General features: G+C 65.2%; 16 protein-coding genes. 5 read left to right on the top strand and 11 right to left on the bottom strand.

The annotated features are described in order from the left end of the window. Nucleotides 1-7 precede the first annotated feature (7 nt). The 8 genes from murA to GO707_RS09095 form a co-directional block, all read right to left on the bottom strand. Complete coding sequence (gene murA, locus GO707_RS09060; protein ID WP_114540487.1) at nt 8-1,288, bottom strand: UDP-N-acetylglucosamine 1-carboxyvinyltransferase; 1,281 nt, start codon at nt 1,286-1,288, stop codon at nt 8-10. A gap of 132 nt (nt 1,289-1,420) precedes the next feature. Continuing rightward, nucleotides 1,421-2,281 carry a translation elongation factor Ts gene (gene tsf / locus GO707_RS09065; protein WP_114540488.1) on the bottom strand — a complete coding sequence of 287 codons (861 nt, stop codon included), beginning with the start codon at nt 2,279-2,281 and terminating at the stop codon, nt 1,421-1,423. 40 nt (nt 2,282-2,321) lie between these two features. Further along, nucleotides 2,322-3,146, bottom strand: coding sequence for a 30S ribosomal protein S2 (rpsB, locus tag GO707_RS09070; RefSeq protein WP_114540508.1), 825 nt, complete (start codon nt 3,144-3,146; stop codon nt 2,322-2,324). Between the two features lie 546 nt (nt 3,147-3,692). Next, complete coding sequence (locus GO707_RS09075; protein ID WP_256156660.1) at nt 3,693-5,714, bottom strand: class I tRNA ligase family protein; 2,022 nt, start codon at nt 5,712-5,714, stop codon at nt 3,693-3,695. Then, nucleotides 5,698-6,948 (bottom strand): signal peptide peptidase SppA, encoded by a 1,251-nt coding sequence (gene sppA, locus GO707_RS09080; protein WP_114540489.1) that lies wholly within the window; start codon nt 6,946-6,948, stop codon nt 5,698-5,700. Before sppA ends, GO707_RS09075 begins: the two co-directional genes overlap by 17 nt. A gap of 33 nt (nt 6,949-6,981) precedes the next feature. Next, a complete protein-coding gene (gene rho, locus GO707_RS09085) occupies nt 6,982-9,003 on the bottom strand; it encodes a transcription termination factor Rho (protein WP_114540490.1) in 2,022 nt (673 codons plus the stop codon). After that, complete coding sequence (locus tag GO707_RS09090) at nt 9,000-9,686, bottom strand: transaldolase family protein (protein WP_114540510.1); 687 nt, start codon at nt 9,684-9,686, stop codon at nt 9,000-9,002. Before GO707_RS09090 ends, rho begins: the two co-directional genes overlap by 4 nt. A gap of 284 nt (nt 9,687-9,970) precedes the next feature. Then, entirely contained in the window at nt 9,971-10,855 is an 885-nt protein-coding gene (locus GO707_RS09095) for a LysR family transcriptional regulator (RefSeq protein ID WP_114540491.1), read from the bottom strand. Between the two features lie 189 nt (nt 10,856-11,044). Between GO707_RS09095 and GO707_RS12420 the strand changes: the two genes are divergently transcribed. Next, a complete protein-coding gene (locus tag GO707_RS12420) occupies nt 11,045-11,332 on the top strand; it encodes a hypothetical protein (RefSeq protein WP_157012851.1) in 288 nt (95 codons plus the stop codon). Between the two features lie 41 nt (nt 11,333-11,373). Continuing rightward, on the top strand, nt 11,374-12,003 hold the full coding sequence (locus GO707_RS09105) for an EamA family transporter (RefSeq protein ID WP_157012857.1): 630 nt from the start codon (nt 11,374-11,376) through the stop codon (nt 12,001-12,003). 126 nt (nt 12,004-12,129) lie between these two features. On the opposite strand, the gene hisI is transcribed toward GO707_RS09105, so the two are convergent. Both hisI and GO707_RS09115 read right to left on the bottom strand, forming a co-directional pair. Continuing rightward, entirely contained in the window at nt 12,130-12,453 is a 324-nt protein-coding gene (gene hisI, locus GO707_RS09110; protein ID WP_114540493.1) for a phosphoribosyl-AMP cyclohydrolase, read from the bottom strand. A gap of 8 nt (nt 12,454-12,461) precedes the next feature. Continuing rightward, complete coding sequence (locus GO707_RS09115) at nt 12,462-12,755, bottom strand: helix-turn-helix domain-containing protein (protein ID WP_114540494.1); 294 nt, start codon at nt 12,753-12,755, stop codon at nt 12,462-12,464. A 152-nt stretch (nt 12,756-12,907) separates the two neighbouring features. On the opposite strand from GO707_RS09115, the gene GO707_RS09120 reads away from it, so the two are divergent. From GO707_RS09120 to GO707_RS09130, 3 genes are all read left to right on the top strand, one after another. Then, entirely contained in the window at nt 12,908-13,081 is a 174-nt protein-coding gene (locus GO707_RS09120; protein WP_114540495.1) for a type II toxin-antitoxin system HicA family toxin, read from the top strand. Nucleotides 13,082-13,111: 30 nt separating this feature from the next. Continuing rightward, a complete protein-coding gene (locus tag GO707_RS09125) occupies nt 13,112-13,555 on the top strand; it encodes a helix-turn-helix domain-containing protein (protein WP_181869741.1) in 444 nt (147 codons plus the stop codon). A gap of 225 nt (nt 13,556-13,780) precedes the next feature. After that, a complete protein-coding gene (locus GO707_RS09130; protein ID WP_114540497.1) occupies nt 13,781-14,083 on the top strand; it encodes a nucleotidyltransferase family protein in 303 nt (100 codons plus the stop codon). A gap of 6 nt (nt 14,084-14,089) precedes the next feature. Here the strand turns inward: GO707_RS09130 and hisF are convergent, their stop codons facing one another. After that, nucleotides 14,090-14,854: an imidazole glycerol phosphate synthase subunit HisF gene (gene hisF, locus GO707_RS09135; protein WP_114540498.1), complete on the bottom strand. Its 765-nt coding sequence runs from the start codon at nt 14,852-14,854 to the stop codon at nt 14,090-14,092. Nucleotides 14,855-14,865 lie beyond the last annotated feature (11 nt).

Here is a 14,865-nt window from a genome sequence, read left to right on the forward strand (position 1 = left end):
GACGCCCCTAGCGGAGAGAATCCGCGGACACGCGACGGATGTCGGCGCCGAGGGAGGCCAGCTTGCCCACGTAGTCCTCATAGCCGCGGTCGATGTGCTCCAAGTGGTGCACGCTCGTCTCGCCGTCAGCCACGATACCCGCGAGCACGAGAGCCGCGCCCGCCCGCAGATCGGTGGAGGACACGGGTGCCCCTTCCAAATGATCGACACCGCGCACGATGGCATGGTGGTCGTCCAGCGTCACGTCGGCCCCCATGCGCATGAGCTCGGCGGCGAACATGAAGCGGTTCTCGAAGACGTTCTCCGTGATGACCGACACGTCATCGGCCAGGGCCGCCAGCAGCATGAACTGGGCCTGCAGGTCGGTGGGAAAGCCGGGGTGCGGCAGCGTCTGGATGTCCACGGAGGACAAGGGCCCTTCGCGGCGCACGGTGATCCAGTCGTCGCCCGTTTCGACATCGCAGCCCATGGCGCGCAACTTCATAATGGCCATGCGCAAAAAGGCGGGGTCGATGCCGTGCACGGTGAGGGGGCCTCCGGAAAGCGCGCCGCCGACGAGGAAGGTGCCCGCCTCGATGCGGTCGCCCACCGTCGTGTGCTCGCAGGGATGGAGCGTCGAGAGCGGCACGCCCTCGATCTCGATGAGCGAGGTGCCGGCGCCGGACACGCGGGCTCCCATGGCATTGAGCATGTTCGCCAGATCCTCGATCTCGGGCTCGCAGGCGGCGTTCTCGATGGCCGTGTGGCCCTCGGCGGTCACGGCGGCCATGAGCATGTTCTCCGTGGCGCCCACCGAGGGGAACTCGAGGTACACGTGGGTGCCGCGCAGGCCGTTCGGCGTCGTGGCGGCCAGAACGCCGTGATCCACGTCGAACGCAACGCCCAGGGCCTCCAAGCCCACCAGGTGCATGTCGATCTTGCGGGCGCCGATCTGGCAGCCGCCGGGCATGGCCACCCGCGCCTCGCCGAAGCGCCCGATGAGCGGCCCCAGCACCGAGATGGAGGCGCGCATCTTCGAGACGAGCTCGTAGGGCGTCTCGCAGCTGTCGACGTCGGCAGTGTTTATGCGCAGGGTATGCCCCTCGCGCACCACGGTGGCGCCCAGGCGCGCGAGCACCTCGCTCATAAGTTCGATATCGGAAATGAGTGGCACGTTGTGCAGGATCGTCTCCCCCTGCCCCAGAATGGACGCGGCCATGAGCTTCAAGGCCGAGTTCTTGGCGCCGGAGACGCGCACGTCGCCTTTGAGGGTATGGTTTCCCCGAACGATGATGACTTCCTGGTTCATTTCTAGTCCTTTTGCCGGGACGCCCGAGCGCCCCGCGTCATGCAACTATTCACAAGTGTCCCTATTATAGAAAAAAGCCCGCGCACCCGCGCGGGCTTTCCTCCTTTTGGAAATAAATCCATCCCGTTGCGGCTACTCGCCCAGGGCGAAGCGCACGAAACCGGTGATGGCGATTTTTCCGCCCATCTCCTTGGCGCACTCGTCGGCGTACTGGGCCACCGTGAGGTCGGGGTTCTTCACGAAGTCCTGCTCGGCGAGGCAGTTCTCCTTGTAGAACTTGTCCATGCGGCCGAGCGCGATCTTCTCCTGGATGGCCTCGGGCTTGCCGGACTCGGCGGCCTGGGCCTTGTAGATCTCCATCTCGTGGGCGGCCACGTCGGCGGGCACGTCCTCGCGGGTGGCGGACACCGGGTTCAGAGCGGCCACCTGCATGGCGATGTCGCGGCCGCACTTCTGGAAGGCGTCGGAGGCCGGATCGATGCCCTCAACGTTGAAGGTCACCAGAACGCCGATCTTGCCGCCGCCGTGGATGTAGGCGGACACAGCCTGGGCGTCCACCACGGCCACGCGGGCCAGCTGGGTGTTCTCGCCCATCACGTGGATGCAGTCGGTGACGATCTCCTCGACGGTCTCGCCGTCGATGACGGCGGCCTTCAGCGCGTCCACATCGGCCGGCTTGGCGGCAAGCGCCGCCTTGGCGATCTTCTCGGCGTAGGCCTTGAACTTCTCGTTCATGCCCACGAAGTCGGTCTCGCAATTCAGCTCGACCACGGCGCCGGTGGTGCACGCGTCGTTCACGATGGCCATGACGGTGCCCTCGTTGGTGGCGCGGCCGGCCTTCTTGGCCACGGCGGCGAGCCCGCGGGTGCGCAGCACGTCGACGGCCTTCTCCATCTCGCCCTCGGCCTCGGCCAGGGCCTTCTTGCACTCCATCATGCCCGCGCCGGTCATCTCGCGGAGCTCCTTCACCATGGAAGCGGTGATGTTAGCCATGAATTCCTCCTTTGGGGAATGAGAGTCTTACTGGGTCGGGTTACTCGGAAACCGCGTCAGCCACGACGTCGGCGGCCACTTCGGCGCCCGCGCCCTCGGCCACGTCGGCAGCGGCCTCGACGGCCACCTCGGCCACGGCGTCGGCGGCAGCGGCCTCGCCGGCCATCTCGGCGGCGGTCACGTCGGCACCGGTGCCGGCGATGACGGCGTCGGCCATGAAGTCGGCCAGAAGGCGCACCGAGCGGATGGCGTCGTCGTTGGCCGGAATGCCGTAATCCACGTCGTCCGGATCGCAGTTGGTGTCCAGCGTGCCCACCACGGGGATCTCCAGACGATGGGCCTCGTGCAGGGCGATGCCCTCGCGGTTGGTGTCGATCACGAAGATGGCGTCGGGCACCTTCTTCATGTTGCGGATGCCATTGAGGTTGGTCTGCAGCTTCGCGAGCTCCTTGTGCAGCAGGATCTGCTCCTTCTTCGGAAGCAGCGCCATGCGGCCGTCGGCGTCCATGGCCTCCAGCTCCTCCATGCGCTTCACGCGGGTGCGGATGGTGGCGAAGTTGGTGAGCATGCCGCCGAGCCAGCGGGCGTTCACGTAGGGCATGCCGCAGCGGTTGGCGGCGTCGGCGACGGCCTCCTGGGCCTGCTTCTTGGTGCCCACGAACAGCACGGTACCGCCCTTGCGGGTGAGGTTGCTCACGAAGGTGTAGGCGGCGTCGAGCCCGTAGAGGGTCTGCTTCAGGTCGATGATGTAGATGTCGCCGCGGCTGCCGAAGATGTACGGCTTCATCTTGGGGTTCCAGCGGCGGGTCTGATGCCCGAAGTGCGCGCCGGCGTCGAGCAGCGTGGTAATGCTGACTTTCGTCATGATCACTCCATTCGTTAGTCCTCTGCCCGAGGTCATCCCAGTTCAACCGCAGCCTTTTCCGGTGGCCACTCGCGGTGCCGGTCGCCCGAGCATGTGTGATAATTGCCGCTGCCCATCGCACGCCTGCGAAGACAGCCTGTCTAAAATAGCACAATCCCCCGCAAAAGCAAGGGATTGCGCAAAGAAAGTACGACAAGGCAGACAAGCGCCGGAGGAGGCGTCCCCGCGCAGCAAGAAGGCCCTCGACAATCGTAGCCATCTCATTCCCCTTCCGCTACAAAGCTCCCAGCCCGCGCTATCTCGTCCGCACCACTCAACGAACAGCATCGCGGCCGCAACCTCCGACCGACAGCCTCCGCCACGCAGCCGCGCAACCGCGACTTCCGGTTCGATGCATCGGATCCGCCATGCTGGGCACTCGCAGCCCCATTTGCGCGCTCTCGCTCATCCCTTACGGACCATCGCTTTCGCGGACAGGACATCCGAAGGAGCAAAAAGAGCCCGCCAGAAGCGGGCTCTCGGAACGATCGGTCCGGCACGTTAGCCTTACTTGTACTGCGACTCGTGCTTGCGGAAAAAATCGAAGCGCGGAGGGAGCTCGTGGATGCGGTGGGCGCCGGCATCGATCTCGATGGCCGGGCACAACTCGTCGTTGGAATCGAAGTCGTAGTTCCAGCTGAAGAAGTCACCGAAGTCGAAGCTCAGGTAGTCGCAGATCTTCTCGCAGCCCACGGGCACGACGGGATGCATGAGCAGGCAGGCCACGCGCAGCAGGTAGAACGAGTCCACAAGCACCTGGCGGCGCGCATCCGCGTCCTCGGACGCCTCGGCGGCCTTGATGCCGTCGGCCCACCACTTGTTCGACCAGCGGATGAACTCGTCGCACACCGACATCACCCGGTGCAGCTCCACCTTGTGCATGCGCTCCTCGTAGTCGAGCAGCGCCTCGAAGGCGCGACGACGCACCTCGGGCGTCACGGCGCCCAAAGGCATGCAGCCGTCGAAGTTCTTCTGCGCCTCGTAGAAGCAGCTGCGGGCGAGGCGGTTGAACACATTGGTGAGCAGCGCCCCCTCCTTGAGCACCGGGTCGGCGTAGCGCGGATCGTCGCGCTTGGCCGGGTCCGGGTCGAAGGGCTTCGGGGAAAAGCCGACGGACTTCTGGTCGAGCCCGAGCGCCAGGAAGTGGGCGCGCAGCTGCTCGGGCGTGTAGTGCTCCAGCAGCTCTTCGCCCGTGGGCGGCTTCACCGCGCCCGACGAGGAGGCCTTCTTTTTCCCGAAGAGCATATGGTGGTTCGCCACGAGCGTGGTCTGGCGCATCTGGGAGTCGGGGCCCTCGGCGAACAGGCCGCCGGGGCGCAGAGCCTCCCACAGCGCCGGCTGGGCCACGCCGTAAAAGTACAGGTTGTCCTGGCCGATGAACTGGTAGACCCGAGCGTCGTCGGAGCACCAGAAGTCGCGCCAGCTCGTGCGCGGCATCCCCTGCTCGTCGTTGATCGTAATGGTGAACGAGATGGGCGCCCACAGCGATTCGGGCCAGCACCACACCGTGAGCCCCTCCACGCCGTCGATGACGGGAGCGCGCACGCCCCATTCTATGTTGCCGGTGATGCGGAAGGGCACGAGCGTCTTCGAGGTGCGGAAGCGCAGGCCGGCCGCGGCCAGCGCGTCGCGGGCCCGATCGCGCTCGCCGATGGAGGCGAACTCTATCTCGAAGGATTGCTTGTTGCCCTCGGCGGGACGGAACTCGTGGGGCGGCAGCTCGGCGGCCATGGCCTCGTACTCTTCCAAGTGCTCGTTCTTCACGAAGATCACGGGCGGCGCCAGAAACTCGGCGATGGCCTTGGTCACTACCGGGCGCACCTCGTCGTCGGCCTCAAGCTCGCGCACGTAGCCCTTCAGGAAGTCCTCGAACCCGGGCAGATCGAAGTACCAGTTCTCCACGGGCCGCATCTCGGGGACGGTGCCCGTGAGCGTGGATACCGGAGCGATGAGGTCCACTGGCGCGTACTGGTGCCCCAGATCGCACTCGTCGGCGTAGGCGTGCTCCGACTTGCAGCCCTGCACGGGGCAGTGGCCCTGCACCTGGCGGCCGTTCAGGAAGGTGCCGGCCTTAGCGTCGTAGAACTGCAGGGTGGAATCCAGCTTCAAGTGGCCGCTCTCGTGCAGGCGCTCGATGAACTGGTCGGAGATCATCTGGTGCACGTCGCCCGCGTGCCCGATGCCGCTTCCCTCGTAGATGTCCAGGCTCACCTGGAAGGCCTCGAGGGTCGCCTTCTGGCGCTCATGGTTGGCGAGCACGTAGTCGGCGATGGTGCCCGAGAACTCGCCGGCCTCCACCAATTTGCGGTAGCCCTCGTTGATGGGGCTGCCGAAGCAGTCGGTACCGGAGACGAAACGGACGTTCTCGGCGCCGATGCGGTCGCGCAGAAAGCGCGCGAAGGCGTCGGCGGGCACGAACACGCCGCCGATGTGGCCGAAGTGCAAGGGCTTGTTCCCATAGGGCATGCCCGCCGTCACCACGGCGCGGGCGGGCCACTCGACCCGCTCTCTGCTATTCAAGTCCGACACGGTTCTCCAACTCCTTCAGTGTCCCGGAAACATCCAGCGAATCTTCGGTGCCCATGATATCCAGAAGGCGCGACAAATCGCTCGTGGACGACTGCAGATACACGGTATCAGCATCGGCGATACCGGCCAGCTCGCAGGCCTTCGCCACGGCGGCCTCTTGGGTGCCCAACTCGTCGGCCAGCCCGTTTTCCACGGCGTCCATGCCGGTGAACGTAAGGCCCGTGGCCAGCGCGCGCACGTCTTCCACCGGCATGTCGCGGCCCTCGGCGACGAAGTTGATGAACACCTCGTTGATCTGATCCACCTGATCCTGGTACCAGGCGCGCTCCTCCTCGGTGAGCGGGCGGTTGCCGGCGCCGGAGTCCTTGGCGTCGGCCGAGGTGATGTTCTCGACGGATATACCCAGCTTCTCGTAGAGCCCCGACAGGTCGGTCACCGACATGATGACGCCGATGGAGCCGATGGAGGTCGTCTTGTCCGTGAAAATGTAGTCGGCCTGGGACGAGATCATGTAGGCGGCACTCGCGTTGATGGAGGCGCTCGAGACCACCACGGGCTTGGAGAAGTCGCGGATGTAGGTGCTCATCTCCTCGCCGGCCGTGGCCACGCCTCCGCCGGAGTTCACGCGCAGCACGACCGCCTTGATATGCGGGTTCTGCTCGGCGGCGTCCAACTGGCTTTTAAGCCCCTCGGGGCTTGAGGTGGTGCCGTCGTACTGGATGGTGCCGCTGATGTTGATGATGCCCACGGTGTCTCCGGTAACCGTGTCGGCCCAGGAGGGCGACTCGTAGGAGAAGGCCCCCATGGAACTGGTGAACACCGAGGTGCACGACCCGATGGTGGCCACCCCCAAGATGAGCACCGTCAGCACGGCGGCCAGACCGACGATCCAACCGCGCCGTTTGGGCTGCTGGGCCGGGACGGCCCCAGCCGCGGTGCCGTAGGGAGCCTGGGCCGGCGCCGCGTAGGCGGCAGCCGGCTGCGACTGGGGCTGCGCGGCGTAAGCGGCTTGGGACTGGGCGGCATAGGCGGCAGTCGGGCGCGGCTGGGCAGCGGCGTAGCCGTAGGGATTTGCCTGCGCCTGCGGCTGCGGAGCCACCTGATAGGGAGGCTGGGGAGCGGCCTGCTGCGATGGGGCGCCCTGCCCCTGCCCCGCCGATGTGCCGCCCGAGGACGGGGTGCCCTCCTGCGGTGCGCCCCAGGCGGCGTTCTGCCATTGGTTTTGATCGCTCATGATGCCTCTTTCGTCGGGCCGGATTCGTCGGGCTTACAGTTCCATGCCATCGTCCGCACGACCCTGCTGAGCCTGCATCTTCTTCGCCATGCGCAGCAGGAACTCCTGGTTGGAATTGGTCTGCTTCAGCGACTTGATGAGCATGTCCATGGCGCGCTCGGTGGAGTTCGTGTTGGCCAGAATGCGGCGCACGCCCCAGATGAGCGGGGCCTCCTGCGGATCCATGAGCAGCTCCTCCTTGCGCGTGCCCGAGGAGATGGGGTCGATGGCCGGGAAGATGCGGCGATCGGCCAGGTAGCGGTCGAGCTTCAGCTCCATGTTGCCGGTGCCCTTGAACTCCTCGAAGATCACCTCGTCCATCTTCGACCCGGTCTCGATGAGGGCCGAGGCGAGGATGGTGAGCGAGCCGCCGTTCTCGATGTTGCGAGCGGCGCCGAGGAAGCGCTTGGGCGGATAAAGGGCCGTGGAATCGACGCCGCCGGAGAGAATGCGGCCGCTCGCGGGCTGCGCCAAGTTGTAGGCGCGGGCCAAGCGCGTGATGGAATCCAGCAGGATAACGACGTCCTTCCCTTGCTCGACCAGGCGCTTGGCGCGCTCGATGACGAGCTCGGCCACCTGGATGTGGTTCTCGGAGGGCATGTCGAAGGTGGAGGAGACCACCTCCCCGCGGATGGAGCGCTCCATGTCGGTCGCCTCTTCGGGACGCTCGTCGATGCCCAGGTACATGAGGTGCACGTCCGGGTTGTTCGCTGTGATGGCGGCGGCGATGTCCTTGAGCACGGTGGTCTTGCCGGCCTTGGGCGGCGAGACGATGAGGCCGCGCTGGCCCTTGCCGATGGGGGCCGTCAGATCGATGACGCGGGCCGTGGTGGTGTTCTTGCCGTGCTCCATGAGCAGGCGCTCGTCGGGGAACACCGGGGTCAGGTCGGCGAACTTCGGGCGCAGGGCCATGATCTCGGGGGCCATGCCGTTGACGGCCGACACCTTCTGCAGGGCCGCGAACTTGTCGTTGGGGCGCGCCGGGCGCGTCGTGCCCGTGACCATGTCGCCCTTGAGCAGGCCGTTCTTGCGGATGGTGGCGAGCCCCACGTAGATGTCGTTCTCGCCGGGCAGGTAGCCGGAGGTGCGCAAAAAGCCGTAGCCGTCGCCCATGATGTCCAGCACGCCGGTGACCTCGGCGAAGCCCTCGGCCTTGCAGACGGCCTCGTAGATGGCGTCCACCAGCTCGGCCTTCTTCAGGCCCGCGGCATCCACCCCGGCCTCGGCGGCGCGAGCGCGCAGGTCGGCCACCTTGAGCTCTGTCAGCTCCTCCTTGGAGACGGAGGGCTGAGGCTCTCGGTTGCGATTCTCGTGGCGGTTCTTCTTGTTCTTCTTGCCGCCCTGGCTATTCTGGGCGCTCTGCTTGTTCTGGCCGTTCTGCTTGCCCTGGCCCTGGCCGTTCTGAGTGTTCTGGCCGTTCTGGTTCTGGCGGCGCTCCTCGCGGTCGCGGCGGCGGATCACCGTCGTGGTGGTGCGCTCGCGGCGAGGAGCCTCCTTGGACTCGGGGGCATCGGCGGGCGCGGGCGCCTCGGACGTGCCGGTGCCCGCTGCGGACGCCTCGGCGCCCTCGGGCTCCTTGGCCTGCGGGGCCTTCTCCTCCGCGCCGGCCGTCGGCTCGGATGCCGCCTTACGGGCGCGGGCGCGGCGCGGCTTGGGAGCCTCTTCGGAAGTCTCGGAAGTCGTAGATGCTGCGTGGGTCGCGGCACCCGTCCCCTCCTCCGCCGCCGGCTCGGGCGTCTTGCGGGCGCGGGTGCGGCGCGGCTTCGGCGCCTCCTCGGCCGTCGGCGCCTCGGTGGCTGCGGGAGATGCGGCCTCGTCGGCGGGCTTGGCCGCAGCACGGCGGCGCGTCGTCTTCTTGGCCGGAGCGGCTGACGCCTCGGCGCCTTCGGCAGCCGGTGCCGGTGCCGGCGCCGGGGCCTCTTCCGCCTTCTTGCGGGGACGGCCGCGCTTCGGCTTCTCGAGGGTCGCCTCCGGGGCGGCCGCTTCCGTCGTCATCGTCTCTTGGGTATCGCTCATGCGTTCTGCACTTTCTCCCAGTCCTTGAGGAACGACTCAAGGCCGCGGTCGGTCAGCGGATGCTGCACGCATTTCTTCAGAATGCCGAAGGGAACCGTGGCGATGTCGGCCCCCATGAGAGCGGCCTGGGTCACATGGTTGGCGCTGCGGATGGAGGCGGCGATGATCTCGATCTGCTCGCCGTTCACGGTGTCCTCGGAGAAGTCGTAGTTGCCGATGGCGCGCACGACGTCGTCCAGCTGCGCCAGGCCGTCCTCGGAGATGTCGTCGAAGCGGCCCACGAACGGCGAGATGTAGCGGGCGCCGGCGCGAGCGGCCAAAATGGCCTGGGGCACCGTGAAGCACAAGGTCATGTTCACCGGGATGCCCTCGTCGGCCAACGCGCGCGTGGCGGCCAGGCCCTCCACCATGGTGGGGATCTTCACGACGACGTTCGGCGCGATGGCGGCGAGCTCCCGGCCGTCGCGGACGATCTCGTCGCGGGTCATGGCCACCGACTCGGCGGACACCGGGCAATCCGGCGCCACGATGTCGCAGATGCGCTTGATGTGCGCGTGGAAGTCGTCCAGCTTGCCCCCGATGCGCGAGTACAGCGTCGGGTTGGTGGTCACGCCGGCCAAAGCGCCCCAGCTGGCCGCCTCCTCGATCTCGGCGAGGTCGGCCGTGTCCAGAAAGAACTTCACGTTCATCCTCCTTCTTGAGGTTTACAGGCAAAGGAATGGGAATGGCGCTCGAATCGACCGCGGTAAAGCGCACTGCGAACCCGAACCGAGAGAACGTTGAAAATGGGCGATACGGGACTATGGGAAGGAAGTGGGGCGCCATCGCGCCCAAGATTCAGAGCTGGAACCATAGTAGCGCAACCGACCGCGCCGCACAAGAAAAAGCACAGACTGCCCGCGACTCAACTCGGAGGGGAGCCAGTCGGCGTTCCGACGGCATTCCAATTCGCTCAGGCCGTCCGCGCTCACTCCTCTTCTTTGCGAAATTCCAAGTAATCGAGGAAGCGGCGGGTGGCCAAAGGAAGGTGACCGGCGCTGCGATAGGCCACGCCGATGGTGCGGAAGACCGGATCGGACAAGGGCAGCGTGACCACGTTTTGGGACAGGCCCCGCAGCATAAGGCGCGACAGCACGCTCACGCCCATGCCGTACTCCACCATGGAGAGGATGGCCCGATCGTCCCATGAGGTGAAATGCGGGTTCTGCCGCACGCCCCACCGCTCCAGAAACTCTAAAAGCTCGTCGTCGGACTCCGATGCCGGCGAGAGCAGCGGCAGCTCGGCCAGGCGCTCCACGGGAAACACCTCCGCGCTCGCCAACTCATGGTCGCGCGGAAGCACGGCCAGAAACTCGTCCTCCTCCAAGGCCCGCACGACAAGCCGCGCATCGGTGCGCAACGGCAACATCACGAAGCCGCAGTCCACGGTGCCAGCGGCGATCCACTCCTCGATCTCGGTGTAATCGCTCACCCGCAGCTTGTAGTCGATGCCCGGGTAGTCGGCGTTGAAGCGCTTGATGATGCGCGGGATCCAATGGGCGGCCACGCTCGGGAACACACCGATGCGGATGAGACCGGTCTCGAGACCGCGCACCTCGTCCACGGTGGCCTCCAGGGCTCGAAAGCTCTCGCAGAGGGCGCGGGCCTCAGGCAGAAGCCGTGCGCCGTCGCCGGTCAGCACCACGCCCCGGCGGCTCCGCTCGAACAGCGCCACGCCCCAGTCGCGCTCCAAATCGGAGACCATGTGGCTTATGCCCGACTGGGAGTAGGCCAGCGTCTCGGCCGCCTTGGTGAAGCTGCCGGCATCGGCCACCTCCACGAAGGCCTGGTACTTCTGAATGTTGGCGTCCACAGCTCCCTCTTCCCCTCGTTGCTTCGTGCCTCATTGCCTCATATTATGAGAATTTCTCATGTGAACTATGAAATAGTTTCGCTTTTCAAGGGATTTGTCAAGCGCCATAATGCAGCTGCATCAAAAGGAAGGAGGCGGCGCGCTGAGCCTGCGAGCCCCGCGCCCTGCACCGAGAAGGAGAGGCTTGCCATGCGCACGAAGATCGCATCGATGAAGTACCTTCTGTGCTTCATTGCAGCCGTCATGATGTTCGGATCGTCGGGCATCGTTGCCAGCACGCTGCCGCTGTCGGCCTTCGAGGTCTGCCTCATGCGCCTCATTATTGGCGCGCTGTCCATGGGCCTGATCTTCGTCGTCACCCGCCAGCGACTGCCCCGGCACGTCGGCCGTCGCCAGTACCTGTTCGTGGCCCTCTCCGGCGCCTGTCTCGGCCTCGCCATGATGACCATTTCGCTGCCTACCGCTTACTCGGCGTAGGCCTCGGCGCCGTTCTGGCCGCCACGGCCCCGGTCATCACCATGGCGCTGTCCCCCCTCCTGTTCAAGGAGCGCCTGCGGATTCCCGTGATGGTCGGATTCGCCATCGTGGTCGGCGGCCTGCTTTTGCTGAATGCGTCCGCTCTGGAGGGCACGCTGTCGGTTCCCGGCATCCTCATGGGACTCGCCGCGGCCGCCAGCACCGCTGGCATGGTCATCTTCAACAAGCTCGCCCGCGACATCACCGGCGTCCCCTGCACCACCATCCAACTCGCCACGGCGGTGGCGGTGGCCCTCGCCGTGGCCGCGGCTGGCGAGGGCTTCGCCTTCATCGGCCGCATCCCCTCAAGCTCGTGGCCCACCGTCATCGCCCTGGGCGCCGTGTTCACCGCCCTGGCCTACTTCCTCTACTACCGGGCCATCGACCAGCTGCCCATGCAGACCGTGTCGGTGTGCGCCTACGCCGAGCCGCTCACGGCCGTGGTGCTGGGGGCGCTCGCGCTCGGCGAGGTGATGACGCCCGTGCAGCTCGCCGGCGCCTGCTGCATCATCGGCGGCGCGCTGCTCGGCGAGGCGCGCGTGAAGCTGCCGGCTGCCCAGCGACGCCGGATGCGCCGCGCCTACGTGCGCCTCGTGCGCGCCCAGCGTCACGTCCTGCACCACGCGGCCTAGGCCTCACTCGGCATCACCGAGCCTCGCGGGACAAGCTTTCCAGCTTCTGAGCATTGATCCTTGGACTCATCCACCTAAAACGCCCCTCGCACCTTTGCTCGACGAGCGCAAAACGCGAGCAACCAGCTACCTCTCCAGCATCGAGCGGTAGAAGCAGGTTCGCTCGCCGGTATGGCAGGCGGGGCCGGCCGGATGCACCAGCGCGAGCAGGGTATCGGCATCGCAGTCGTAGCGCAGATCCGCCAGCTTCTGGGTGTTGCCGCTCGTGGCCCCCTTGTGCCACAGCTCGCGCCGGCTACGGCTCCAGAACACGGTCTCGCCGCGCTCCAACGTGAGCGCCAGCGACTCGGCGCTCATCCATGCCATCATAAGCACCTCGCCCGTGTCGGCGTCCTGCACAATGCAGGGGATGAGCCCCGCCTCGTTGTACTTCAACTCGGGAAGATCCACCTCTCCTCCTAGGGCAGCGTGACGAGCATGACCTTGATGTCGGCCTTGCGGAAGGCCGGGCGCATGTATTCCGGATCGCACAGCTCGGGCAGCACCTGCTGCAACGCGAGGAAGATATCGGCGGAAGGTGCGCGCGAGGCGTCTTCCAGCGCGTAAATCGTGCGCTCCGAGATCCTCATGCCCGTCTTCTCCTCCACCGCGTCGGTGAGCTTCTTGCCTCGCGAGTACCCGTTGGCCAGCCGCGCCGCCTTCAGCAACGTCCCGTAGGCCTCCCAATCGATAACGCTGTTCTCCTTAGCCATTCAAATCTCCTATTGCACTATAGTTCGTAATCTGCTAAAGTGATGGTTGCATTATAGTTCGACTACGATTCAAACGCAAGTTTGTTGCGAAACCACGTTAGCAGTTGACTTTTTGTAAATTCAATTCATAATTATCTTACTAAGGAGAGAGCATGACAAAGAGAAGGGATGTCATAAGGTATTTCGAAAATCACGGGTTCTGGTCCGTCGGCGGCACGAAGCACGAGAAGTTCACCAACGGCCGCACAACCATCATGATCAAGAGACACCGAGAAATCGAGGATGAGGTATTCAGGGAGTTGAAGAAGCAGGCAGGCCTTTTATAGAAGATCAGCCAGATGATCAAGGAGCAAGAGATGCAATATACCTATGAATTCGAAATGTGGCGCGGGGAGTTCGCGTGGATTGCTGCACCTTTCGATCTTGTGGGCATCACCCAGGGCGTCGACGTGGAAGATGTCTGCGAGTCGGCGGCCGACCTTTTGAGGGAGCTCGCTCGGGAATACCTGATGCGCGGCGAGACACCGCCCAAGGCAACGTTCGACCACGAGCCCTCTCACGGAGGCGTGAGACTCATCGTGTCCGTCGATGTCACACTGGACGACATCGAGAAAGTGAGCGCTGCTCAGGCGGCGGAACTACTCGGCGTCAGCCGCAGCCGCGTGACGGCTATGCTGCATTCGGGCCTTCTAGAAGGTTGGAAAGACGGCCGCAACACCTGGGTGGCCAAAGCCAGCATCGACGCGCGCCTTGCCTCCCGCGCCCCAGCGGGAAGGCCAAAGGCCGGAAAGCGCGAATGACGACTAATGACATTGAGCGTTATGTGCAGAAGCGAAGTAAACGTAATCCCGAGTTCATCCAAGCATGGGAGAATTCTCACTCCAAGCACGAAGCTCTGCGGCAAAAGTCGAACAGCAACAACCTCAACAACACGAGCATCTATCTGAAAGAGGAAACCTCGTCGCATCCCACAACGACTTCCTGCCCATCGACGATCCCCTGGCTGGTTATGCTAAACTTGCACTATGAAGACGCTGGATGAACATACCATTTCCTCTGCCGTTCGTGAGGTGATGCCGCGATACGACATCACCGAAGCCTATCTTTTTGACTCCTATGCTCGCAATGAGGCCGACGAGGAATCAGACGTCGATATTTGCATCGAATGCGGCGACTCCATCACGCTCTTCTCCCTGGGAGGACCCGGCGTTGCTCTGGAGGCTGCCCTCGGTCGCTCCGTGGATGTCGTGTGCGGCAGCAATTCCTTCCACCCGCGCGCTCAACAGCGCTACCTGAAAGACAGAAATCTTCTTTATGCGAAATCCTAAGCTCGCCTAAAGCCGTACCGGGATGCCGGCGGCGCGCATGGATTCTTTTACCTGGCGCACGGTAAGCTCGCCGAAATGGAAGACGCTGGCGGCGAGCACGGCGTCGGCCTCGCCCTCGATGATGCCCTCGGCGAAGTGTTCCAGCTTGCCCACGCCGCCGCTGGCAATGACGGGGATATCGACGGCCCGGGCCACGGAGCGCGTCAAGTGGCAGTCGAAGCCGTCGCGGCTGCCGTCGCGGTCCATGGAGGTGAGCAGGATCTCCCCCGCTCCGCGCCGGGCCGCCTCGCGCGCCCATTCGATGGCGTCGATGTGGGTGTTCTTGCGGCCGCCGGCCACGTAGACCTCCCACTTGTTGGGGTTGCCGGGCACCGCTTTCGCGTCGATGGCGCAGAGGATCGCCTGCGTACCGAAGGCCCGAGCTGCATCGGTGATGAGCTGGGGGTTCGCCACGGCTGCCGAGTTCACCGACACCTTGTCGGCGCCGGCGGCGATCATCTTGCGGATGTCGGCCACGCTGCGGAAGCCGCCGCCCACGCAATAGGGCAGATGCAGCTCGGCCGAGGCGTGGCTCGCGAGCTCCACCGTGGTGGCGCGATCGTCGCTCGTGGCGGTGATGTCCAGGAAGATGACCTCGTCGGCCTTTTGCTCGTCGTAGGCGCGGGCCAGCTCGATGGGGTCGCCCGCATCGCGCAGGCCCACGAAGTTCACACCCTTCACGACGCGGCCGTCCTTTACGTCCAGGCAGGGGATTACTCTCTTTGTTAGCATACTCTCTTCAA

The organism is Adlercreutzia rubneri (assembly GCF_009755265.1).
Lineage (GTDB): Bacteria > Actinomycetota > Coriobacteriia > Coriobacteriales > Eggerthellaceae > Adlercreutzia > Adlercreutzia rubneri.

Bases quoted from the DNA above. Each gene is read 5' to 3' on its own strand.
- murA (WP_114540487.1), bottom strand. From the start codon at position 1,288: ATGAACCAGGAAGTCATCATCGTTCGGGGAAACCATACCCTCAAAGGC.
- tsf (WP_114540488.1), bottom strand. From the start codon at position 2,281: ATGGCTAACATCACCGCTTCCATGGTGAAGGAGCTCCGCGAGATGACC.
- rpsB (WP_114540508.1), bottom strand. From the start codon at position 3,146: ATGACGAAAGTCAGCATTACCACGCTGCTCGACGCCGGCGCGCACTTC.
- sppA (WP_114540489.1), bottom strand. From the start codon at position 6,948: ATGAGCGATCAAAACCAATGGCAGAACGCCGCCTGGGGCGCACCGCAG.
- rho (WP_114540490.1), bottom strand. From the start codon at position 9,003: ATGAGCGATACCCAAGAGACGATGACGACGGAAGCGGCCGCCCCGGAG.
- GO707_RS12420 (WP_157012851.1), top strand. From the start codon at position 11,045: ATGCGCACGAAGATCGCATCGATGAAGTACCTTCTGTGCTTCATTGCA.
- GO707_RS09105 (WP_157012857.1), top strand. From the start codon at position 11,374: ATGGCGCTGTCCCCCCTCCTGTTCAAGGAGCGCCTGCGGATTCCCGTG.
- GO707_RS09115 (WP_114540494.1), bottom strand. From the start codon at position 12,755: ATGGCTAAGGAGAACAGCGTTATCGATTGGGAGGCCTACGGGACGTTG.
- GO707_RS09120 (WP_114540495.1), top strand. From the start codon at position 12,908: ATGACAAAGAGAAGGGATGTCATAAGGTATTTCGAAAATCACGGGTTC.
- GO707_RS09125 (WP_181869741.1), top strand. From the start codon at position 13,112: ATGCAATATACCTATGAATTCGAAATGTGGCGCGGGGAGTTCGCGTGG.
- GO707_RS09130 (WP_114540497.1), top strand. From the start codon at position 13,781: ATGAAGACGCTGGATGAACATACCATTTCCTCTGCCGTTCGTGAGGTG.
- hisF (WP_114540498.1), bottom strand. From the start codon at position 14,854: ATGCTAACAAAGAGAGTAATCCCCTGCCTGGACGTAAAGGACGGCCGC.